General features: G+C 52.6%; 21 protein-coding genes and 1 pseudogene. 6 read left to right on the top strand and 16 right to left on the bottom strand.

Translation table 11 applies throughout. The annotated features are described in order from the left end of the window. Position 1 precedes the first annotated feature (1 nt). From mbhE to metX, 11 genes are all read right to left on the bottom strand, one after another. On the bottom strand, positions 2-751 hold the full coding sequence (gene mbhE / locus JWG43_RS08055; protein ID WP_205242395.1) for a hydrogen gas-evolving membrane-bound hydrogenase subunit E: 750 nt from the start codon (positions 749-751) through the stop codon (positions 2-4). Next, positions 748-1,011, bottom strand: a complete 264-nt coding sequence (locus JWG43_RS08050) for a hydrogenase subunit MbhD domain-containing protein (protein ID WP_205242394.1) — start codon at positions 1,009-1,011, stop codon at positions 748-750. The genes mbhE and JWG43_RS08050 overlap by 4 nt, the downstream gene beginning before the upstream one ends. Before the next feature lie 15 nt (positions 1,012-1,026). Beyond that, a complete protein-coding gene (gene mnhG / locus JWG43_RS08045; protein ID WP_240193468.1) occupies positions 1,027-1,407 on the bottom strand; it encodes a monovalent cation/H(+) antiporter subunit G in 381 nt (126 codons plus the stop codon). Between the two features lie 12 nt (positions 1,408-1,419). Next, positions 1,420-1,755: an MrpF/PhaF family protein gene (locus JWG43_RS08040; protein WP_205242393.1), complete on the bottom strand. Its 336-nt coding sequence runs from the start codon at positions 1,753-1,755 to the stop codon at positions 1,420-1,422. 2 nt (positions 1,756-1,757) lie between these two features. Further along, on the bottom strand, positions 1,758-2,264 hold the full coding sequence (locus JWG43_RS08035; protein ID WP_205242392.1) for a Na+/H+ antiporter subunit E: 507 nt from the start codon (positions 2,262-2,264) through the stop codon (positions 1,758-1,760). A gap of 477 nt (positions 2,265-2,741) precedes the next feature. After that, entirely contained in the window at positions 2,742-3,731 is a 990-nt protein-coding gene (locus JWG43_RS08030) for a glycosyltransferase family protein (RefSeq protein WP_205242391.1), read from the bottom strand. Positions 3,732-4,190: 459 nt separating this feature from the next. Continuing rightward, positions 4,191-4,622 (bottom strand): MOSC domain-containing protein, encoded by a 432-nt coding sequence (locus tag JWG43_RS08025; RefSeq protein WP_205242390.1) that lies wholly within the window; start codon positions 4,620-4,622, stop codon positions 4,191-4,193. Positions 4,623-4,633: 11 nt separating this feature from the next. After that, positions 4,634-5,560, bottom strand: coding sequence for a cysteine synthase A (cysK, locus tag JWG43_RS08020; protein WP_205242389.1), 927 nt, complete (start codon positions 5,558-5,560; stop codon positions 4,634-4,636). After that, positions 5,557-6,558 (bottom strand): serine O-acetyltransferase, encoded by a 1,002-nt coding sequence (locus tag JWG43_RS08015; protein WP_205242388.1) that lies wholly within the window; start codon positions 6,556-6,558, stop codon positions 5,557-5,559. Before JWG43_RS08015 ends, cysK begins: the two co-directional genes overlap by 4 nt. Further along, a complete protein-coding gene (gene metW / locus JWG43_RS08010; protein ID WP_205242387.1) occupies positions 6,555-7,190 on the bottom strand; it encodes a methionine biosynthesis protein MetW in 636 nt (211 codons plus the stop codon). Before metW ends, JWG43_RS08015 begins: the two co-directional genes overlap by 4 nt. Further along, entirely contained in the window at positions 7,174-8,328 is a 1,155-nt protein-coding gene (gene metX, locus JWG43_RS08005) for a homoserine O-acetyltransferase MetX (protein WP_205242386.1), read from the bottom strand. Before metX ends, metW begins: the two co-directional genes overlap by 17 nt. 400 nt (positions 8,329-8,728) lie before the next feature. Between metX and JWG43_RS08000 the strand changes: the two genes are divergently transcribed. The 6 genes from JWG43_RS08000 (at position 8,729) to JWG43_RS07975 (ending at position 15,273) form a co-directional block, all read left to right on the top strand. Continuing rightward, entirely contained in the window at positions 8,729-9,343 is a 615-nt protein-coding gene (locus JWG43_RS08000; protein ID WP_240193467.1) for a TetR/AcrR family transcriptional regulator, read from the top strand. A 123-nt stretch (positions 9,344-9,466) separates the two neighbouring features. After that, the gene (locus JWG43_RS07995) at positions 9,467-10,702 is read left to right on the top strand and encodes a response regulator (protein WP_240193466.1); all 1,236 of its coding nucleotides are present in this window, start codon (positions 9,467-9,469) and stop codon (positions 10,700-10,702) included. A 12-nt stretch (positions 10,703-10,714) separates the two neighbouring features. Then, complete coding sequence (locus JWG43_RS07990; RefSeq protein ID WP_205242384.1) at positions 10,715-12,478, top strand: sensor histidine kinase; 1,764 nt, start codon at positions 10,715-10,717, stop codon at positions 12,476-12,478. A gap of 150 nt (positions 12,479-12,628) precedes the next feature. Further along, on the top strand, positions 12,629-12,991 hold the full coding sequence (locus JWG43_RS07985; RefSeq protein WP_205242383.1) for a response regulator: 363 nt from the start codon (positions 12,629-12,631) through the stop codon (positions 12,989-12,991). Positions 12,992-13,280: 289 nt separating this feature from the next. Further along, a complete protein-coding gene (locus JWG43_RS07980) occupies positions 13,281-14,585 on the top strand; it encodes a sulfite exporter TauE/SafE family protein (protein WP_205242382.1) in 1,305 nt (434 codons plus the stop codon). 1 nt (position 14,586) lies between these two features. Further along, entirely contained in the window at positions 14,587-15,273 is a 687-nt protein-coding gene (locus JWG43_RS07975; RefSeq protein WP_205242381.1) for a hypothetical protein, read from the top strand. A gap of 123 nt (positions 15,274-15,396) precedes the next feature. Here the strand turns inward: JWG43_RS07975 and JWG43_RS07970 are convergent, their stop codons facing one another. The 5 genes and pseudogenes from JWG43_RS07970 to JWG43_RS07950 all read right to left on the bottom strand — a co-directional run. Continuing rightward, positions 15,397-18,024, bottom strand: coding sequence for a PEP/pyruvate-binding domain-containing protein (locus JWG43_RS07970; RefSeq protein ID WP_205242380.1), 2,628 nt, complete (start codon positions 18,022-18,024; stop codon positions 15,397-15,399). A gap of 212 nt (positions 18,025-18,236) precedes the next feature. Continuing rightward, positions 18,237-18,650 (bottom strand): response regulator, encoded by a 414-nt coding sequence (locus JWG43_RS07965; RefSeq protein ID WP_205242379.1) that lies wholly within the window; start codon positions 18,648-18,650, stop codon positions 18,237-18,239. 7 nt (positions 18,651-18,657) lie between these two features. Continuing rightward, the gene (locus JWG43_RS07960; RefSeq protein ID WP_205242378.1) at positions 18,658-20,424 is read right to left on the bottom strand and encodes a sensor histidine kinase; all 1,767 of its coding nucleotides are present in this window, start codon (positions 20,422-20,424) and stop codon (positions 18,658-18,660) included. A gap of 121 nt (positions 20,425-20,545) precedes the next feature. After that, positions 20,546-20,932: a response regulator gene (locus JWG43_RS07955; protein ID WP_205242377.1), complete on the bottom strand. Its 387-nt coding sequence runs from the start codon at positions 20,930-20,932 to the stop codon at positions 20,546-20,548. Between the two features lie 305 nt (positions 20,933-21,237). After that, positions 21,238-21,692: pseudogene (locus JWG43_RS07950) on the bottom strand (hypothetical protein); the annotation flags it as partial.

Genomic DNA, 21,692 nt, shown 5'->3' with positions numbered 1-21,692 from the left:
TTTACAGACCCTCGTCAAGATCTCCGCTGGAAGCGAGATCGTAATAGAGCGAAACCATAACCGACATGACCGTTATACCGACGCCGACTTCAACAGCGAGAATCCCGTAGGAGCGGGCCATGACATCACTTGCTCCCAGGATGCTGGCCAGCCCGGTGTATCCAAGGAAATTATAGCCCATGACCTGGCAGATGGCACCTATGGCCGCGTACAGCAGGACGCCACCGGCAACGCACACCAGGACGCCCTGTTCCCGAAAACGCTGTATTGCGAATCGCAGATTAAAGCAGAGGGCAATGAGAATGAAACTGGCCCCAAAGATGACGCCACCTTGAAACCCACCGCCGGGACTGTAATGCCCATGACCGACAACATAGAGGGCGAAAATCTGCATAACCGGAATGATCAGCTGGGCCGCACCCTGCAGAATGGTGTCTCTCCCCTCCCTTTTGGGACGGTACAGAATTGTTTTGCCTCGTTTCCGCGGGGTATGGCGGAGGATCACCATGACAATGAGAGCGGCAGCAAAGACAACCACCGCCTCGAACATGGTGTCATAGCTTCGGTAATCAGCCAGGACCACGGTGACGATATTGGGCGTGGCGGTTTCTACATAGCCCTGTTCAAGAAAATCCGGGGACAGGTGTGTACTGGCCGGTGAGGCGGGATCGGCCCAGTCCGGGAGATCCGCCGCTGCCTTGAGCATGAGCAGGGCGCAGACTATTAAAATGATGAAAGTGAGCTGCTTCAATCCTTACTCCTCCGCTTGATGAACTGGGCGGTACCGAGAATGATGACCGTGCTGATTCCAGCCCCAACCGCTGCTTCGGTAAAGGCCACGTCCACGGCCAGCATCTCTGTCCACATCAGACAAATCAGAAAGCTGTAAGCGCCCGTGACCACCGCGCTGCTGACCAGATCCTTGATAGACAGGGCGGCAATGGCGCAAATAACCATCATCAGCAGAATGAGCAGGTCAAATTGCCAGAGCAGACTCGAATCCCAAAACATAACTCCCCCTTGAATCTAGCGATTTTCCCGATGTTCCACGGATTCATCGGGAATCGAATGCTCGGCATCCGTTTTCTCTCCGGTCTTTGACCAGTAGGGAACCCGAGCCTCGTAACCGGCATCGATAATGGCATGGGTGGCCGTTGGACTGGCGATGAAAACAAAAAAGACAATCAGGGACAGCTTGACGGCTGTCAGCAGGGTTTCACCGTTGAAGTCCCGCAACATATAGAGAATCAGTCCGGCAAGCAGCAAGGCGGTGGACAGGGTGTCTCCTTTGCCCGCGGCGTGGACCCTGCTGTAAAAATCAGGGAACCGAAGCAGGCCCACGGTGGTGGCGAGAAAGAGCACCAGACCGCTGCACATGAGGATAATGACCACGGTATTAAGCAACATGAAGTTCCTCCTTTATCCTTCCGTTCCCGGGCGTTCCAGAGGGGCCGAAGGGGCACTGTCCTTTTCTTCGACCTTGGTCAGGGCTTTTTGCGAGTGACGCTGGAAGAATCGAGAAGCAGCGATGGTGGTGATGAAATTGAGCAGTGCGTAAGCAAAGGCGATATCGATGAACATCTCAACCCGGCCATCAAGGATACCGACCAGGATAATGAGGACAACGGTCTTGATCCCGATGATATTCACCCCGAGGATCCGATCGATGGCCGTGGGGCCCAGGATGACCCGATACAGAGTGGCCAGCATCAGAAGCAGCAGGGCCACGCCGATGGTGATGAAGAATTGTTCCATGATCAGCGTTTGCCTCCTTCAAAAACCCAGGCCACCCAGCGCTCCATTTCTCCGGGTCCCTCTCCCCCCGCGAGGTCACCGGCCGATTGCACGGTGATGGCGTGCACATAAAAGAAGCCGTCCTGGATGCGGATAGTGGTTGTGCCAGGGGTCAGGGTAATGGAATTGGCAAAGACAAACTGGGCGAAATCGGTTTTCAATACGGTCTTGAACTTGATGATCCGGGGATCGAGGGTCTCGTTGCTGCGAGGTGATAGTGCCAGCGAGGCGATGTGGATATTTGCCAGGACAATCTGCCAAAACAGCCAGAGCATATAGCGGAGAAATCGCCCGATTTCCGCAAGCAGTTTTCCTAATTTCCGGGGACGACCGCTGAAAAGCAGATCATGGGACAGCCAGGTGACCAGACCGGTGGAAAGCACACCCATCCCAAGATGAAACAGGTCGAACTTTCCGGACATCACGATCCAGAGAGCGAACATCACGCAAAAGGTAATGATAACGGACATGGTGGTTGCTATCGGTTTTGGTAGTAAGGAACCCCTTCCTGGCAGTGGAACCCAAAGGAGTCTTTAAACGATGGAACCTGCTGCCTCAGGCTCGAGTTCATGCTCGATTGCATTGCCGGCGCGGGCTCCCAAGAGAACCCGATCAGATAATACACTACTTCACAGGTGTGAGTGCCTGCAGGACAACGGGCCCTGTCATACAATACAACAAACTTTAAGTCAAGAAATTCAAGTCGTTCTCTGAAGAAATGCAGGCAAACTCAAAGGGCTGGCATGAGGGGGCGAAGCCGTTTTATTAATTTTATTTCAACGAGTTGTTTGTTGAAATCTTCCTGGTTTTTTTCAAACCGATCCGCGGGCGGATAAGGCTTTTTGCCCTGCTGCTTGATCGGGTCGCGTTCCGGGTTGCCCGGTCTGGAGGATGTAAACATACCGGCCATCACTGGACGGCCATCGTTTGTCAGCTACGGTACAGGGTCAGGAGTACCCCATGGACTTGAGCAGTGCAAACATACGGTGCCCGTATGTTTCCTGTTCAAGAACATGCTTTTGCAATTTTGTGCGCATGGACTCGCGTGCTCCGGCTTCCTCCAGGTAATAACGCGTTTTTTTGCCCAGTTCCTTGACCCCGTTGTAGGTGGCAAGGTGGCGGTTCAATGGTTGACCTGCAAGGACAGGTTGCTCTTCGGTGATCTGAAATCCACCAGCGGCCGCGATCTCGTAACAAGCCGCATTCAAACCGTTATGCTTTGTGCCTGCCGCCCTATAAAGGTTGAGAACAATGGTCGAAGCCGCATAGATATATTGAGTTTTTGGGGGGTGAACCTGGCCATTAAATTTGACCCACCGACTGCTGGTCCATCCTGATCCCCAGACATCCACCGGTTGTTGTATCGCCTCGCTTGTTTTACAGACCAAATTCTCCAGGTATGCATCATGGGGGGCAACCAGGACAACATCACGGCCCCATTTTTTTTGAATTCTCGGGGTGAGCTGCACCCGATGAGCATAGGGACAGGCAGCAAAGGGGAGGTGGATGGCATCGGTGGCGCCTTGGGCGCGGAGGTGCTCACAATCCCCTTTGTGCGTCAGTGCCAGGATGTCGACAAAAGAGGCCAGTTCCAGCAACCTGGGAATCTGATCCTCCTGGTCTACCGGCGGTCCCCACCAGTAGATGATTTTTATTTCAGGACTGATTTTCCGTAACTCCTCTGCATCCTTGGCTTCAATAGTGCTTTGCAGGCACATGAGGATTTTGGGTTTGTGGCGTCGGACAAGAGCTTGCAGCCGATGGCTGGACATCTGTTTCCAGGTAACAAAAATGCCAGGGAGACCGCGGCGTTTGAAAAAAGCGTGGACCCGGTTGGAAATCCGCGACAAAGGGTCAATGGCGTTATGGTAATGCACTGTGGAGGCCAGGCCGATGGCATGAAAACCGGCTTGCACGGATTCGGTCCACTTGCCCACGTCGAGAGGTCCTTCGATGCATACGGGTCTTGATGTTTTTTTCCGCGAACTGGAGCTTTTCATTGCTTTGTTTCAGGATGCTGTGGGTGGGGATTGTATTGGCCCTTCTTTTTGTAGTGGGGCAAGATACCTATTTTTTCTTCTGACGTCAATGTGTTGCGGGGTATTTCCCTCAAGGTGGCTCCTGCTTTCCTGGACCCCCGGCGCAATGGATCGCAATGGATAAAGCGTTACCGAAGAAAAGAGAGTGGAAGAAGAAGCGGATGGAACAATGCCGGCGAGGAGGCCCGATACACTGAAAGGGGGGAATTAATCAGCGGATATCAGCGTACCGGCCCCGGATTGGTACAGGTTCGCCGATGAGGTTCGAACAGAGCCTCGATTCTCAGGCTTGCCCGACGGATGGTACGGGGAGTGATTGCGATTGTTGCCGGAGGCGCTTCTCGCTGAAACACTCGGCTACGTGAGAATATCCAGGCTGTCGCCCCGATGAAGTATTCCGGGGGTAACCACCTTGGCAAAAATACCTTCCCTGGGCATGATGCAATCGCCGACTTGTTTGAAAATGGCACAGCCATGGTGACACTTTTTGCCGATCTGGGTGACCTCAAGGACTATCTCGCCATTGCCCAGGCGGGTGCCGATGGGCAGGGAGGACAGCGCAAGGCCTTCAGTGGTGATGTTCTCGGCAAAAGAGCCAGGGTCAAGTTCCAGGCCCTGGGCACGCATGAGCGCGATGGATTCCTCAGCCAACAGGCTGACCTGCCGATGCCAGTCGCCGGCGTGGGCATCGCCGACCATGCCATGATCGATTTTCAGTTCAGCACGCTCCACCGGTTCCTTGTGGACGCCTTTTTCCCGGCTGATGTTCAGTGAGATAATTTTCCCCATTGTCGAATCTCTCAGGCAATAAGATCAGTGCTCAGGTATCGTTCGCCGGAGTCCGGCAGGATGACCACGATGTTTTTGTTCGTCCATTGTGAACGGCCGGCGAGCCGCAGGGCTGCGGCCAAAGCTGCGCCACCGGATATACCGCAGAGGATGCCTTCCTTTCTGGCAAGGATTTGCGCCTGCCCGATGGCCTCATCATTCTCCACGGTGATTATTTCATCAATCACCGATCGGTCAAGATTCTTCGGAATAAACCCGGCGCCAATGCCCTGAATCTTGTGTGGTCCTGCCTGCCCGCCGGACAGGACTGGAGATGCCGCCGGCTCCACCGCCGCGATGTGCAGAGTGGGATGTTGTTCCTTAAGGAATCCTCCGGTGCCGCTGATGGTGCCGCCGGTACCGACACCCGCCACCAGGACATCGATCCGGCCCCCGCTTTGCTGCCAGATTTCCGGTCCGGTGGTTCGTCGGTGCATGGCCGGGTTGGCTGGATTGGCAAACTGATCAGGCATCCAGGCATTCTGGACTTGTTGTTGAATGTCCCGTGCCCTGTTAATGGCACCCTTCATCCCTTCGCCAGCCGGGGTCAGGATTAATTCCGCCCCCAGGTGGGCCAGCAGTTGACGCCGCTCGATGCTCATGCTTTCCGGCATGGTGAGCAGCAGTCTGTAGCCGCGGTTGGCACAGACAAAAGCCAGGCCAATGCCGGTATTGCCGCTGGTTGGTTCTAGGACTGTGCCGCCAGGTTGGAGCAGGCCCCTTTGTTCCGCATCATTGATCAGGGCGGCGGCCACCCGGTCCTTGACACTGCCCAGTGGATTCATGGACTCGACCTTACCCAGCAACTGGACGCCGAATTCGGCTGACAAACGAGGCAGGCGCACAAGGGGGGTGCCGCCAACGGTGGCGGTGAAATCGCTATACAGTTTTGTTTTCATTTTGTTTCCCGATCAGGGCCGATATAAACCAGCCGGGGAGGTTCCAGCATCACCCGGGTATCCGGGCCGACCGATTCGGTCAACCAGACGTTACCGCCGATGATCGAGCGGGCTCCGACCACGGTCTCGCCGCCGAGGATGGTGGCATTAGCATAGATGATGACATCATCTTCGATGGTGGGATGACGTTTGATGTCGCGGAGTCGTACACCCGCATCCCTGGGTAGAGACAGCGCACCCAGGGTGACCCCCTGATAGATGCGCACCCGGTTGCCGATGGTGGAGGTCGCGCCGACCACCACGCCGGAGCCATGATCGATGAAAAAATGGGAGCCGATATTGGCCCGGGGATTGATATCGATGGCGGTGCGGTGATAAGCATGTTCGCTCATGATCCGGGGAATAAGCGGCACCTCCAGTTGATGAAGGCGATGGGCAAGGCGATAGACCATGGTGGCGAACAGGCCTGGATAGCTGAAAATAACCTCATCGGAATTGGCTGCCGCCGGATCACCGGTCAGGGTGGCCTCGATATCCGATTCGAGCAGATTGCGGATTTCCGGCAGACTTTCTATCAGGTCCGCGGCGGTTTCGTAGCTCCGTTCGCCGCAGCGACTGCAGGACTGATCGTGGCGAAAGCAGTCATGACGGACAGCGGAACTGATCTGCTCCGCCAGATTTTCATAGAGCAGGCTGACCTGCTGCCCTAGATGGTAGTCCAGATTTTCCGGCCGGAGAATGACCGGGGAGAAAAAACCGGGGAAAAGGATGCGCTGCAGTTGTTCAATCAGGTCGATCACCTCGCTTTTCGAGGGAATCGGTACCGGTTCGATGTGGCTGGCCCAGCGGCCCTGCTTGAATCCCTTGCTCAAAGCGCTCACTGCTTCGGGGATGGGGTTGCGCACCGTGGTGATTGCGGCCCTGGTTTCAGTGCCGCAGGAACCGTCCTGTATCTCTTTCTGACCCATGATGTAGTGCTCCTCAAGAAGACGATTCATGACACACGCTCCAGCATCATAATACCGTAGGTAGCCCGCAGGTTGGTCAAAGAGCGGACAATGTGGCCTTTGTAGTCGTGATGATGCGTATTGATGGCGACCTCGCGAACGACGCGAATCCCGGTGATACGAAGAAAACGTTTAAAATCCTTGATGGATATGACCCGGATATTGGGAGTATTGTACCATTCGTAGGGTAATTGGTCAGTGACCGGTGCCATGCCGGTGAACAGGATCTGCAGGCGAGCGGACCAGTGGGCAAAGTTGGGAAAACTGACGATCACCCGTTTGCCGATTCTGAGCAGGTCAACTAGCAGTTCCTTGGGGTCGTGGACCTGTTGCAGGGTCTGGCTGAGAATAATGACATCAAAGCGATTTTCCGGGTAATCGAGAACTTCCTTGCGGAAGTCACCTTGCAGGACAGTGAGACCCCGTTCGATGCAGCGTGCTGCCTTGTCCTCTGAGTATTCAATGCCCGTGCCGTTGACCTGTTTGTGCTTTTTGAGATAGTCGAGCAGATCACCGTTGCCGCATCCCAGATCGAGAACTCGGGAGCCGGGATCAATCCAGGAAGCGATCACCTGGAGGTCAAAACGCATGGTGCCCAGGTCCTGATTAAAGACAGTGTTCATGATAGACCCGATCAAGAAAGCCGCTGATCAACCCATTCAGCCGTTTGTTGGGAAGAAGAAAAGCGTCGTGGCCCCACTGGGCTTCGATTTCGCAGAAGCTGACATCACTGCCGTTTTTTTTCAAGGAGGAAACGATGTCCTTGGATTGGTAGGTGGGGTAGAGCCAGTCAGAGCTGAACGAGATGACCAGGAAAGAGACATCAGCCAGGGTTTCGTTAATCAGCAGGCTGCCGTTTCCCCGCTCCAGGTCAAAATAATCTGCTGCCTTGGTGATGTACAGCAGAGAATTGGCATCAAAGCGGGTCACGAATTTTTTCCCTTGGTGATGAAGGTAGCTCTCCACCTGAAAATCGCCGGTGAAATCAAAGGACAGGCTGCTGCGGTGCAGGCGGCGGCCGAATTTATCCCGCATCGCCTCATCGGAGAGGTAGGTGACATGGCCGATCATGCGCGCCACCGCCAGGCCATGGACAGGCCCCGGACCGCTGTAATAATCGCCGTTATTCCAGTTGGGGTCGGCCATGATCGCCTGCCGGGCCACCTCGTTGAAGGCAATGGCCTGAGCGGAATGACGGGTGGTGGTGGCAAGGGGGATGGCGGATGCGATCATTTCCGGATAATCAGCGCACCAGCGCAGCACCTGCATGCCGCCCACCGAGCCGCCGATCAAAGACATCAATTTGTTGATGCCAAGGTGATCGATGAGGTGTTTTTGGGCCCGAACCATATCTTTGATGGTGACCATGGGAAAACCGAGGCCATAGGGTCTGCCGGTCTCCGGGTTGATGGACGAAGGGCCGGTGGAGCCGGAGCAGCCTCCAAGAATATTGGAGCAGATGACGAAATACTGATTGGTGTCCACCGGCTTGCCAGGACCGACCATGTTGTCCCACCAGCCGGGGCGGTCATCGTTTTCGTGCAGGTAGCCGGCTACATGGGAGTCGCCGGAGAAGGCATGGAGGATTAAGATAGCATTGCTTCCTTCGGCATTGAGTTCACCCAGGGTCTCGTAGGCCAGGGTAATCGGCCCCAGCCGGTAGCCGCAATCCAGGATCATTTCATTGGGCGGTTGAGCAAAGGTAAAGTAATTACGGCTGACCAGCAGGGGGTTGGGGGGCGTGCCGCTGGAATCGGTCATCTCGCTTTGACTCCTGGATTGGATTGTGGATTGCCTTGCGGCCGGGTCATGCGCTGTCCGGAGACAATCTGTTGCAAAAAAATATTTTCAACTTATAAGCATATATTCAATATTATGCCATAGTAAAAAAAAGAAAGGAAAAGCAGTTGAATAAATGCTGGGGCGCTGCTGCTTTTTTATGTGAAATTGAACCACGATGTGGTCTTTTTGTTCCTGTATTCCTGTCAGAGAAGGCTTTTGCCGGAGAGAGCCGTGCTGTGCTTGAAAGCAATAATTGAAGTCTGGGGAGTAAAATATTATTGACAGGATGCGCAGGTGGATATATAAAAAATTAACTGATCGCTCAGTTTGTTCAGGGCGGAAAAATAGATGGGGCAATCAATCGTAACAGGATCTGCTGATGGGACGAAGGAAAGCAGGGGGGGCTTCCCGAAAAGAAGCTATTCTAGAGATGGCAACCGTTTTTTTTGCTGAGAAAGGTTTTCGCGATACAGCCATAGGCGATATAGCCCGCATGATTGGAGTGGCGGATGGGACGATTTTTTATCACTACAAGACCAAAGAAGACCTGTTTGTCGCCGTTATGGAGAATTTTAAAGAGCAACTCATCCGGGAAACCAGAGAATATCTGGCTGGTCGGGGCGAAGTCAACGGGTTGGAGCGAATTGAAGGATTGATTTCATTTTATATCAGCCTGGCAGCAAAACTGGAGCAGCGTTTTTTGTTGTTGCACCGGCACTATCCGTATGAACTCGCCGAGGATAACCCGGGATGTCGGCGGCATCTTGAAGATATTTATGATTTTTTCACCAGGGTTTTTGAGGACGCCATCCTTGCTGGGCAAAGGGATGATTCCATTATCGAGATACCGGCTCACAAAGTTGCCTTGATTCTCTTTACCATGGTCGATGGTCTGGTGCGAATCGGAACTTTCCGGTTGTATCAACCCAGCGCCCTGTACGAGGAGCTGACAGCATCCTGTCGCCGTATGCTCGAGAAAAAGGAAGGAGCGTGAACAATCGTTGTCGGCGGAACCCGTGAGAATACAGACCGTCTACCTTGCTGCCTCGGATGGTCTTGAGTACAGAAAGACTGAACAATCTGCCATCAGAGGATTGATATGGGTGGAAAAATGGTGATGAGCAAAACTGAATCGAGCCTTGCTGTTTTCAGCGGCCTGTATTGCCTCGGCGAAGAAGTGGTTTCGGCCCTTGCTGGAGAAACCGGGTTACGGGTGGTTGGTGACCATGATCTCATCTTGGCGGCGGCAAATCGTTCCGGGTTTCCCGAGTCGACTATTGCACGGGTTTTTTCCTCCAAACAATCGGTTTTCGATAAATTTACCCACGAAAAAAAACGTGCTCATGCTTATCTGCGCCTGGTCCTGGCTGAATTGATGGATGAGTCCCGATTGTTGTTGACCGGCTATTGTACGCATCTTGTGCCCTGGGGACTCACCCATCTGCTTCGGTCCTGTTTGATCGCCAATACCCCGTTCAGGGTCCAACAGGCCATCCGGGCCGGGACAATGTCACAGGCAGAGGCAGAGGCGCGCATCATCGCCGATGACGCGGAAAAGTCCCAGTGGACAGCCACCTACCTGCAAAATAACAACCCCTGGGATGCGGAGTTGTACGATATATTGCTGCCCATGGGACAATTTGACGTTGAGCAAGCGGTATCCATGCTTTGTGATCAATTGAACCGACAAGGTATGCAGCCTTCGCAGGCATCACGGCAAGCCTTGGCCGATTTTCAATTGGCGGCAAGGGCTTCCGTTGTCCTGGTTCGGGCCGGACATGACGGTGAAGTCAAAGCGGATGATGGCGTGCTCACTGTTTCAATTTCCATGAAAGTGCTGATGTTCAATCGCCTTCAGGAAGAGTTGCACACCCTGCTGCATTCTCTGCCGGGTGTGAAATCGGTGAAGGTTCAGATAGAACCCGAAGCTCGAAACGCTGGCATGTATCGCAAATATGACCAGAACGTTCCCTCAAAGGTGCTCCTGGTGGATGATGAACAGGAGTTTGTGCAAACGCTGTCCGAGCGGCTGCTCTTTCGTAACGTGGGGACTGCCGTGGCCCATGATGGCCGATCGGCATTGGAAATGCTCGTGGATGACGATCCTGATGTTCTGGTCCTTGATTTGAAAATGCCGGGGATGGATGGGATCGAGGTGTTACGCCGGGTCAAGAAAATTCGTCCTGCCGTTGAGGTGATCATTCTCACCGGCCATGGATCAGATATCGACCGGAAAGCCTGTATGGAACTGGGGGCTTTTGCCTATCTGCAGAAACCTGTTGATATTGATCTGCTCAGCGGCAAGCTCACGGAAGCGCATGAGCGGGTGAAAAACAGCAGGGCAAACTCATAAAGAGCACCCAATATGGCAAGGAAATTGAAGATTCTCCCGGAGTTCTGGCGTAGTGAAATGGGGCCAGAACGGTTAACCGATTCCTCTTTCGACTTTCGGCGAATTTGGAAACGGGCTATCCTTCTCATGCTCTGCGTTGCCCTTGTGCCCCTGATGGCCCTTGCCTATTTTGACTACCGGATCAGCAGGCAGCATCTGGAAAATGAAATTCTTCTGCGAACTGACCGTATTGTCTCCAATACCAAAAGAAATGTTTCTTTTTTTCTTGAGGAACGGAAGGCTGCCTTGCAGTTTATCGTCCAGGATAACAGTTTCGCCGAACTTGATAACGATCAGCGTCTCAACAGCATTCTTCAAAGATTGAGCAAAACCATCGGTGGATTCATCGACCTGGGCCTGTTCGATTCGACTGGCCGTCAGGTCCGCTATATTGGACCGTATGACCTGAAAGACAGGTATTACGGTGAGGAACTCTGGTTTCAGGCCGTGTTGAATGTCGGCAGTTATATCAGCGATGTGTATCTGGGCTTTCGCGAAGAGCCACACATGGTTATCGCCGTCAGAAAAGATATGGCTGACGGAACTTTTTTTATCCTGCGGGCTACCCTGAACACGGCCACGTTTAATGATCAGCTTGTTTATGCCAAGGAAAGTGCTTTTGGTGATTCTTTTCTGATTAACCATCAAGGGGTGTTACAAACGCCGTCTCTTTTCTATGGCGAGGTGCTGGATGTGTTTCCCACGGGAGAGTTGAAACGTCTGGCCTTGTCTTTTCCTCTGGTCACCAAAGAAAATCAGCCTTTGGACACGACGGACTGGCATGGAAGGGATATCATCATGGGCTATTCTTATATTCCCTATACCTCCTTCATTCTTCTCGTAGTCGGGAACAAGGATGAACTGATGCGGAGCTGGTACAGTGCCCGCATGAAAATTATTGCCTTCCTGCTGGGCAGCAGCTTACTGATCCTGCTGGTCATTCCCTGGGTGGCCACCAGTCTGGTCAATGATATTTATCATGCTGATCTTGATCGCACTGTGGCCATGCGTGAGGCTGCTGTGGCCGTGCGTGAGGCTGCAAATGCGGGTAAACTGGCTTCCATTGGTCGACTGGCTGCTGGAGTCGCCCACGAGATCAATAATCCTCTCGCTATCATTAATGAGAAGGCCGGACTGTTGGGAGATCTGCTGAGCCAGCAGGCGGAGGATGATGGCCAGACGGTTAAAATGCTCGGACTGATCGATTCCATTCAGCGTGCGGTGGAACGTTGCGCAAGCATCACCCATCGGTTGCTGGATTTTGCTCGGCCGGGAGAAAAAAGAAATCAAGCAGTCGATCTGCAGGCAATTATCACAGAAGTACTGGAGTTTTTCCAAAAGGAAGCTGAACACCGCGATATTGATTTACAGGTCCAAATCCCCGATGATCTGCCGCCCTTGTCCAGTGACCGTAACAAACTGCAGCAGGTTTTTTTGAACCTGATAAGTAATGCTTTTGCCGCCCTGGCCGATGGTGACCGTTTGCGTATAACCGTCACCAGGGAGGGGCAGGGTCAGGTACAAATTGTCGTCAGTGATAATGGCCATGGAATCAGTGAGGATAATTTACAAAGAATTTTTGAGCCGTTTTACACAACCAAATCGGGCAAAGGCGGTACCGGTCTGGGACTTTTCATCACCCATGGACTGGTCAATGAGTTGCATGGCAAAATATGGGTGGAAAGTACTGTAGGGAGGGGTACGGATTTTTACCTGTCTCTGCCGTTGCAGGGCTGAAAAGAGGTAGCAAATTCCATCATTCCTGCAGACGTTTCTTGCTGAAGTTGTAGTCCAGAGGACAGAGAACAGAAATGCCAGTGGTGGCTGCCCTGGTCACACCGATATGGTCAGTAATCCCAGCGCACCAAAGAGGGACGAGGAGATGGCATGCGAATTATACTGGTCGACGATGAGGTGGAACTGGTGTCCACTTTGGCTGAGCGGCTTACCCTGCGTGGTATTAACACCGACTGGGCAAGCTCACCCGCAGACGCCTTGGATATGGTGCAGCGGCAACGCTACGATATTGCGGTAATTGACATGAAAATGCCCAAAGTCAATGGCAGGGAGCTCATGCGCACCATGCAGGTCCATTGCCCCTGGCTGCAGTTTATCTTCATGTCTGGTCACGGAGCCACAGCTGCCTTGCAGGATGAATTCCGTGGGATTGGTAAAAAATTAACCTATCTTGTTAAACCAGTGGATATAGATGTGCTGATCGACACAATCAACGGTTTGATATCTGATTAAGGAAGCGGGGGAAAGCGATACGTCCTTCCCTGGACAGGCGGAGCAGAAACTTTTTCAGGATTTTTCGTGTGCTTTCCGGTGGGCTTGTTTTATCGGTTCTTAAGAGCTGTATGTTGTTTGCAAGATAGGTAGCAGGGGTTCATCCGACTCCTTGGGGCGGGTGGAGGTTATCGAGTCCTGTCTGTGTCATGCGGGTGAGGGATAACGGGGGCTCTTTTGTGTCATAGTCAAACTGACTGATCGCTCAGTTTAAATTTGGACCATAACATTTTGAAAGGAGGAACGTGCTATGAGTAAATTCAAGTTAGCCGGTCAGTTTATGATGGCTGGCGCCAGGGCCCATGCCAAATGGGAAAAAGAGATGTCAGATCGCATTCTCGGTGATCGCAAACGCTTGATTATTCTCGGTTTGCTGCTACTGCCCATTCTCCTGGGCGGAATAGTGTACGCCGATGATCTTACGGCCTCGTTACCGGCTATTCTCGGGGGGAAAATGGCCTACAGTCCGGCATTCTATACGCCGACCATTTTTTTCGCTTCCATAGGCATCGGTTTGGGTGCTGGTCTGATCACCGGTTGTATCGGTGCCGGCGGCGGCTTCATCATTGCCCCGGCGTTGATGAGCGCCGGTGTCAGAGGCATCATGGCGGTTGGCACGGACCTGTTCCATATCTTTGCCAAGGCTATCATGGGCAGCGTGCTGCATCGAAAACTGGGGAATATTTCCGTCTCCCTGGCGCTGACCTTTCTCATCGGCGCCATCGGCGGTGCGACCGTGGGAGGGCTGTTGAACCGAACCCTGTATGAACTCAATCCGGTGCTCAGTGATGCCTTCATCACCACCGTGTATGTGTTTATGCTCGGATTTCTTGGTTTTTACGCATTAATGGATTTTTTCAAATCCCGAAGAAGGGAGGCATCCGCGGGCGCTGGTGAGCGCGATGTCCAGGCCATGACGGCACTCTCCAAGAAATTACAGAGTGTCAGCATCCCGCCGATGCTTCATTTTGATCAGGCTGTCGTCCCCGGCGGACGGAAAATTTCAGCCGTGTTTCTCATTCTCTCAGGTGCCCTTGTCGGTCTCGCAGCGGCCATCATGGGAGTAGGCGGCGGTTTCCTCACGTTCCCTATTTTTGTCTATGTTCTTGGGGTCTCTTCGTCCACCACCGTGGGTACTGATATTTTCCAGATCATTTTCACCGCCGGGTACGCTGGATTGGTGCAGTACGCCATTTACGGTTTCATTTTTTATACCCTGGCGATGGGGATGTTGCTCGGCTCCCTGATTGGCATTCAGGTCGGCTCGGTGGTGACCAAAGTGGTGTCCGGAACCACAATCTGTGGTTTTTATGCTGTGGCGGTCCTGGCCGGTTTTGTCAACCGGTTCTTTGCCCTGCCATCCAAGCTGGCAGCCATGGGGTATCTTGATATTACGACCCAAACCGGACGCATACTGGAGCAGATCGGGATCTATCTCTTCTTTGTCGTTATCTCGGTCTTTTCCCTTTGGGTCTTCTGGGTGTTTTTCACCAATCTGAAAACATTGAAACGCAAACCCGATGCGAAGGCAGTAAAAGAATCAGGAGGGCATTGACATGATTTATAATAAAAAAGAATTCAGCTTGGGTCTGGTTCTGTTTGCCGGTTTCTGGGTCGTGTTCGTGGTCCTGATGTCACCGGTGTTTGCCGGTCAGAATCTGCTTGATTACATGGATAATCTGTTTAACTCGATCTCCAAGCATTCCGCGTACTACATTCCCGCTGCCAGGGATAGAGCTACCGCACATATCGGCAGGGAAATTTCCTTCACCGTCAAGGCCAAGGATGAGGATCAGGCGGCGCGCATAGCAAGAAATTTTGTGACGATCGGCGAGCAGGCCATGGCTGTGGGCAACTCGGTCAAGATCACCGGAGACATGGGAAGGATGTTGACCGCCATGCTTGAAGATGCCACCCTGATGTATCATAACAATGGAGCACCCATTGCGCAGAAATATGGTACACATGAGCGCTTGGTACTCTATGACTGGTGGACCGTTTTAAAGAGAGGTCAAGACGACCTCAATCATCGGGAATTGTTTGCCGAGGGTAAGGTCTTTTTTACGGTAATGAGCCGGGCAATCGAGCCGGCCTTTAATTTTTATGGGATCGAGGCCCAGCCGATTCAAAGCAATATCCTCATAGTGGTTCTCTCCCTGGCTGGTTATGTCTTCTACACCTTGTGGTTTGGTTTTTCCATTCTGTTCATGTTTGAGGGTTGGGGGATAAAACTCGAACATTGATCGACGTTCGCAAAGGCCAGAGAATTTTTCAGGGTCTGCGACCGGGGCTTCATCCGGGAGCAGACCCTTTTCCGTATGGCCCTCAAGGGGGAGAGGCGGTTGTCTTTCAACAATCATTACCCGTCACGGATTCAGGTGCTCGCCAAGGAGAGTGTCTATATCTTTGGTGAGTTTGGTGAGGTAATAGTTGACCGCAGCGGTGTTGTTCATGATCATATCCAACTGTCGTGTATGCAGGGTCAGGTAGCCAAGGATTTTGAGCCGACTGAGCATGTATTCCATGTCATGACCTTCCATGCGGGCATTGAGATTATCGGCGTTTACCACAGCCTGGAATCCATATCGTTCCAGGATCTCTTTGATAAAATGCAGGCGTCCCAGGCAGCGTTTGAAATCAGCTGCTCCTCCCTTGAATTTGAATCCCAGGTAATTTTCCCTTGAACGTTCACTGACCATGGCCTCCATGGTGGAGAAGTGGTAGCCCAGTCGTGAACTTAGGGTGCAGTAGTGTTTTGAAATCATGAAATAGTTGCGATCAGCGTACTTGGACCGCATCCCGGGAGCCAGGGCTGGATTCATGGTTGATCTGAACATGATCGAGGTCAGGCCACGGCCGTCCATAGCCGGGGGGCCATCCCAGGAAACGGCGGCAAAACCATCCCAGAAGGCCAGCATGGGAATGGAGGCGATCTCTTCCAGTTTGACGTACTTTCCTTTGATTTCATGGGTGTATCCATCGTCAAGGTTCAGGATCCACCAATTCATGGGGACGTGGTAATATAACTGTTTGCTGGACCGTTCCGAGAAACTGTGGTTTTTGCCGAAACTGAACATTTCCAGGACCGATTTTTCATGGATGAAACGAGTGATATCGTGGAAAGTTTGGCATTTATTCGGGGAAAAATCAGGGGATTCCGGATCAAGCAGATGCAAGGGAATGATATGGTCGCTGACCGCCCGGAGCATCTCATACACCGGACTGCCGATCATCAGTCTGGGTGTCGGACGGCGCCATTGTAGAAGGACGTCCAGACTGCCACGGTAGACCCGGCCGAGATCGGCGGCAACGGTGATAATCTCCTTATTCTCCAGAGTAGTCATGGCGCCACGGGCACCGAAAAGGGCCGGAACGCCAAACTCCCTGGCGACATTGGCCAGGTGGCCGGCAAAACCGCCCTGCTCGGAAATCACGGCAGCGGCTCGGGCGATCAAAGGCGCCCAGGCGGGAAGGGCCTGTTCCACCACCAGTACCGAACCTTCTGGAAATTGAAGAATGTCAACGCGTTTGGCAACCTTGAACACCTTGCCGCTGGCCACCCCGGGGCTGACATTGATGGCCCCATCGATCAGCAAGGAGGTTGCAAAGGGTTGGAGGTCCAAATCAGCTGGCGGCTGGATTGATTCCACCTGTTGCAGAGGTCGGGATTGGAGGATGAAGATATCGCCGTTACTGTTCAGGGTCCATTCAATGTCCTGAGGTCCTTCATAATACTGTTCGATGCGGATGGCATGGTCGGCGAGCATTCGCACTTGGTCATCGGTCAGCGAAGGTCTGTTCTTCAACTCGTCCCTGGTTTGCTTTCTGATGCAGCCCTCATCCTCAAAACAGACAATCTGATATCCCTTTTCCTGTATTTCCCGCCGGAGAATAGTGAGGGGTTCATCCCTTGCCACCACAAAGAGATCACTGAGATCATCGCCATCAACCACCGATTTGGGCAGGCCCCAGGTAGAGTTGATATAGATAGCGTCATCCCAGCTGTCTAAAGGATTTTTCGAATAGATGACACCGCCGGCGACGGCATCGATCATGGTCAGGCAGCCAACACACATGGCGATATCTTCATCCCGAAAGCCCCGGTTCAATTTATAGGCAATGGCCTGCACACTGTATTTGCTGGCCATTATCTGTTTGTAATAATAAAAAAATTGATGGAAAGTGACATTAAGTTCACTGCGGTACTGACCGGCAAAAGAACTGTTTTCGGCATCCTCACCGTGGGCGCTGCTGCGAACAGCCATCCGAACCTCCTGGCCATTGGTTTGCTTCTTCATCTGTTCGTAGGCTTCAACCACGGCCAGATAAATGGGCTCGGGAACATCGGCCGACATGATCCGTTGACGGATTTGCGAGCTGACCAGATCAAGATTCCGGTCCGCATCGCTTCCGGCCACCTGGAAGAGTCGGTCCACCTCCTTTTGCAGACCGTCGGCGGCCATGAACATCTCATGGGCTGCGGCAGTAATCACAAAGCCTGAGGGCACCCTCATGTGTAAACGGTTTTTCACGTCACCCAGATTCGCCATTTTACCACCAACCAGGTCGGCCATGTCACTGTTCACCGCTTCGAGCGGGATAACAAGACGGGGATCGCTGTGATGTTTTCTGGCGCTGAGCAGGGCGTCTATCCGGCGTTGAATGGCAGCAAAGCTCTGGCGAAGTTCGCTGTATTTTGCCGGGGCAATGTTTTCCATGTCATTGATCATACGGAAAACATTGACTGAAATTGAGGTGCATCTCGCCTGGACAAAGGCTGTGCTGAATGGTTCCTCTCCCTGGAGAGCCCGCTGGAGGTCGGCCATGGACTCAAGCACCCTGGTATTGGCCGCCAGCAGTAATTTGAAGCTGTGAAAACGAGATTTGAAGGTGAGTCGCAGTGCTTCCACTTCAGGGGGGTCAGGCGCCGGTAGCACCGGTTCCCGGAACCTGGCCAGAAGCTGCCTGGAAAAAGAGGTGATTGCTTTCAGCATGAAGTGCTCCTGAGGCCCGAAAAAAGGAAAGACAATGTGGAGAAAGCGTTATGCCGTTCTGCTGATCCGTGCCTGACCGGAAGCGGCTCTATTCCCCTGACTTCTTGTTGCGCTTTTAAATTCATTCTCGGCATATACGCCTATGCCTGCGGCTCAATCCGTCAGCGCGTCTCGATTGAGCGTAAAATATCTCGTGTTTGGATAGGTACTGGTTACATACCAAAATCATAGTGCTGTTTTTCCTTGAGCTTTTTACGGGTGAAGGCGTCTTCAATTTTATAGAGAAGCTCATCGATATTGATCGGTTTCATCAAATAATCGAAGATGCCTTGCTGTATCAATTCAATTGCACTGTCAACATTGGTATTACCGGTGAGAATGATCACTTCCACATGAGGATCGTTTTTTTTGATTTCGACAAAGGTTTCCGATCCATGCATTCCCGGCATCTCCAGGTCAAGCACCACGACCTCCGGAGGGTCGTTTTTCACTAAGGCCAGGGCGGCCTCGCCGCTCTCCGCGGTGAGGACGTCAAAACCGCGAATAGCGAGTTGACGGGCTGTTGTTTCACGGAAGACATCTTCATCATCCACCAGAAGTACTTTGATACCTTTTTTCTTTTCCATGTGCATATCACTCGCTTCGTTCTTTGCTGGGCAGCAGTATGGTGAACGAACTTCCTGCACCCTGGACACTGTTGACCTTGATGGTGCCACCCATGTATTTGACAATACTGGCAGCGATACTGAGCCCCAGGCCCGTTCCCTTGCCGTTCTCTTTGGTGGTGAAAAATGGGTTGAAAATACGTTTCAGATTTTCAAGCGGAATGCCCTTGCCGGTATCTGCAATGGTGACGGAGACCATGCTTTCCTGCATTGCTGTTGAAATGGTAATAGTGCCTTTCTGATCGATGGCGTCGGCGGCATTGATGAGAATATTGCTGAACACCTGGCGCAGGGCATTGGGCTCGCCGGGAATCCGAGGGAGGTCGGGGAGGTACCGGGTCGCGGTTTCAATATGTTTTGTTTTGAATTCGACTTTTTTCAGGCGAGCCAGGGTTTCGTCGAGAAGGGCGTTGACGTCGCAGTGGGTTGTGCTGAGGGTTCGACTTCGACCCATATCCTGGAGTTTGCGGGTAATTCCCTTGATCCGGACCGCAGCTGTATCGATGGTGGTCAATTCTTTACGAATGGCCTCAGGGCTGTGGTCAAGACCGAATTCGGGGTTGAGCATATCCCGGATAATTCCGCTGGTGGCCATGATGATGGCGAGAGGGTTGTTGATTTCATGGGCAACCCCCGAGGCCAGTTCGCCTGTGGAGGCGAGCTTGGCGGCATGGGCGAGCATTTCTTCGAGCTGTTGCCCTTTTTCCGCCATACGCCGGGCATTATCGACGAGTTTGTTGATGGTGTAATAAATAATGGCGGAAATCAACATGCTGAATCCGGCGAGACTGATGAGAAGGGTCAGGCGGGCTTGCTGCATCCCGGCCTGGGCGGTAGACATCGGCTGCATAGCCAGCAGGGCCCACTGGGGTTCCTTGAGCCAGGCATGGGCAACAAACAGCGTCTGCTGGCCATGCTCTACTTCCTCCACTCCCGAGGTGAGGGCATGGCTGGGGACATAGTCGCTGTGATCCGGAAACCTTTTCTGGCCGGAGGCCAACGTCTGGTATTGTCCCTGGCGATTGATCAGAATCGATTCGACCTCCTTGCCCTGGCTGATCGTCTTGAGCAATGACGAGAGTTTTTCGGGATCGAGAGCCGCCCGAATAACATAGGTGTGGCCATCGATCAATTGTCTGATGGCGACGGCAAAGTGATGAATTCCTCGTATTCCAGGGCGGATGTCACTGATAATATAATTTCTGTTTTCCGTAACCAGCGTCTGATACCAGGATTCCTGACGGTAATCCGTGTCTCGAAGAAAGGGATATGGCCCGGCATAGTCTGTCTGTATACCTTGCGGGTTGATGAAGCCGATATCGATGAAACCGTCATTGAAGTGCTTGAGGCTCTGCAGGAAATTATCCATGTTCTCCGGGGTCGGGGACAGGGTGAATTCCCGACTGTGCAAGAGGTTGTACAGGTTGATAACCCGCTCCTGCAGATACAGATCGATGGTGTTTTTCTGGGTTTCGGCAACAGCGGCCAGGTTCAGTATGGCGCTTTTTTTCAAGGTGTGGGCAAATTGAAAATGAAAATAAAAGGACAGCAGGGTACTGGGCAGGAGGAAAATGACGACCAGGCCGAGGATCAACCTGGTCCGCAGTTTTATAAAATGCCGTCGGATGCGAGCAATGTTGGCCTGGCTGTCGGCATAGTCGTACACATGCTCATAGGTTGGTTGATCATCTGTTGCCTTATGTTTTTGCAGATGACTGGTGTCGAACACTCTCATCGTCTTCTCCAGGACGAAACCGGTCCGAGGCTCTCACCGTTTGGCTCCACGTCGTTGAGGAGGAAAGCGGTAGGTTCGTCCGGCGTTGCGCTGGACGGATGGTTGCAGCGAGTGCTGTGTCTTATCGGTCCATAGTACGTTTTTTGTTATAAGCCTGCTCAATGGTATCGAGCAGTTCGCTCAGAGGAGCTGGTTTCATCATAAAGTCAAAGGCCCCCAGTTGCATCCCTTTAGTACCAAATTCTACAGATGCGTGGCCGGTGAGTACAATGACTTCAATCTCCGGTTTCATGTCTTTAATACGCCGCAGTGTTTCGATGCCATCCATTTCCGGCATCTTGACATCAAGGACTATGACGTCGAAGCTCTTGTCTTCCAGGATCTTCAAGGCTTGTGGACCGCTGTTGGCGCCCTCGGCGATAATTTTCCGTGCTTTCAGTCTCTTGACCATAGTTTCCCTTAAATCGTCCTCATCGTCAACGATCAACACTCGCAATACAGCAGTCATGGTTCCTCTTTCTTTTGCTTGGCAACAGTATCAGCTCCTCCCGCGTAAGCGATGACAGGCACCCCCCATCTTTGCACGAACACGGCTGCCCGCATAGAAGGGCTAGATCGGGCAACCGCGTCTGCACAAATCTGGAGCACATGTGACCGTTTACAATGCCGGAGCTTTATAAAACAAGCAGGTCAAACACCCTGATCGGTTACCCTCCCCCCTTTCTCCCCGGAAATACTACAGGAAAAGGACGGCGATGAACACTTTTTTATCCCGATGCTCACGGATCCGGGGAACAGCTCCTGATGGATATCTTAAATGCGGAGGAAGAATCCAGCTAAAATAACGCTGCCGGCCCAGGAAAACTGGACGCCTATATTCCGGTAGCTGATGTCATTGTACACCTGCAGCAGAGGAAACAGTCTGCTGTTTCCCAAAGAGAGTTCTTCGTAGCCGTGCATCAGGCCGATGCGATATCCGGTTTGCAGCGATAGTTTATCATAGCACTGGGAATAAATATCCCGTTGCCAACCTGCCGCCCATGTTCGATTGTTGTGGGAATTGAGAAAAGTTCCGAGGAAGATACCTTGCAGAGAGAGACCAATGAGGTCATGGCGACTTCGGTAGTTGTCGTCATTGTTGATGAAGTGCCAACTCCACAACCCCAGATACAGAGAGTCGGAAGCGGGTTGCCCTTTGAGCAGGGTGAGGAGATCAATGATATCGGTGGACGAATCGGCGGACGAATCGGCGGGGGGGGATATGGGGG

The sequence above is a fragment of the Desulfobulbus alkaliphilus genome, from assembly GCF_016918545.1.
Classification (GTDB): Bacteria; Desulfobacterota; Desulfobulbia; order Desulfobulbales; family Desulfobulbaceae; genus Desulfobulbus; species Desulfobulbus alkaliphilus.
This window is presented reverse-complemented; position numbering and strand designations above follow the sequence as displayed.

Coding starts and splice junctions, on each gene's coding strand:
- JWG43_RS08050 (WP_205242394.1), bottom strand. CDS start 1,011: ATGTTTTGGGATTCGAGTCTGCTCTGGCAATTTGACCTGCTCATTCTG.
- mnhG (WP_240193468.1), bottom strand. CDS start 1,407: ATGTTGCTTAATACCGTGGTCATTATCCTCATGTGCAGCGGTCTGGTG.
- JWG43_RS08040 (WP_205242393.1), bottom strand. CDS start 1,755: ATGGAACAATTCTTCATCACCATCGGCGTGGCCCTGCTGCTTCTGATG.
- JWG43_RS08035 (WP_205242392.1), bottom strand. CDS start 2,264: ATGTCCGTTATCATTACCTTTTGCGTGATGTTCGCTCTCTGGATCGTG.
- JWG43_RS08025 (WP_205242390.1), bottom strand. CDS start 4,622: ATGGGGAAAATTATCTCACTGAACATCAGCCGGGAAAAAGGCGTCCAC.
- cysK (WP_205242389.1), bottom strand. CDS start 5,560: ATGAAAACAAAACTGTATAGCGATTTCACCGCCACCGTTGGCGGCACC.
- JWG43_RS08015 (WP_205242388.1), bottom strand. CDS start 6,558: ATGAATCGTCTTCTTGAGGAGCACTACATCATGGGTCAGAAAGAGATA.
- metW (WP_205242387.1), bottom strand. CDS start 7,190: ATGAACACTGTCTTTAATCAGGACCTGGGCACCATGCGTTTTGACCTC.
- metX (WP_205242386.1), bottom strand. CDS start 8,328: ATGACCGATTCCAGCGGCACGCCCCCCAACCCCCTGCTGGTCAGCCGT.
- JWG43_RS08000 (WP_240193467.1), top strand. CDS start 8,729: ATGGGACGAAGGAAAGCAGGGGGGGCTTCCCGAAAAGAAGCTATTCTA.
- JWG43_RS07995 (WP_240193466.1), top strand. CDS start 9,467: ATGAGCAAAACTGAATCGAGCCTTGCTGTTTTCAGCGGCCTGTATTGC.
- JWG43_RS07990 (WP_205242384.1), top strand. CDS start 10,715: ATGGCAAGGAAATTGAAGATTCTCCCGGAGTTCTGGCGTAGTGAAATG.
- JWG43_RS07985 (WP_205242383.1), top strand. CDS start 12,629: ATGCGAATTATACTGGTCGACGATGAGGTGGAACTGGTGTCCACTTTG.
- JWG43_RS07980 (WP_205242382.1), top strand. CDS start 13,281: ATGAGTAAATTCAAGTTAGCCGGTCAGTTTATGATGGCTGGCGCCAGG.
- JWG43_RS07975 (WP_205242381.1), top strand. CDS start 14,587: ATGATTTATAATAAAAAAGAATTCAGCTTGGGTCTGGTTCTGTTTGCC.
- JWG43_RS07970 (WP_205242380.1), bottom strand. CDS start 18,024: ATGCTGAAAGCAATCACCTCTTTTTCCAGGCAGCTTCTGGCCAGGTTC.
- JWG43_RS07965 (WP_205242379.1), bottom strand. CDS start 18,650: ATGGAAAAGAAAAAAGGTATCAAAGTACTTCTGGTGGATGATGAAGAT.
- JWG43_RS07960 (WP_205242378.1), bottom strand. CDS start 20,424: ATGAGAGTGTTCGACACCAGTCATCTGCAAAAACATAAGGCAACAGAT.
- JWG43_RS07955 (WP_205242377.1), bottom strand. CDS start 20,932: ATGACTGCTGTATTGCGAGTGTTGATCGTTGACGATGAGGACGATTTA.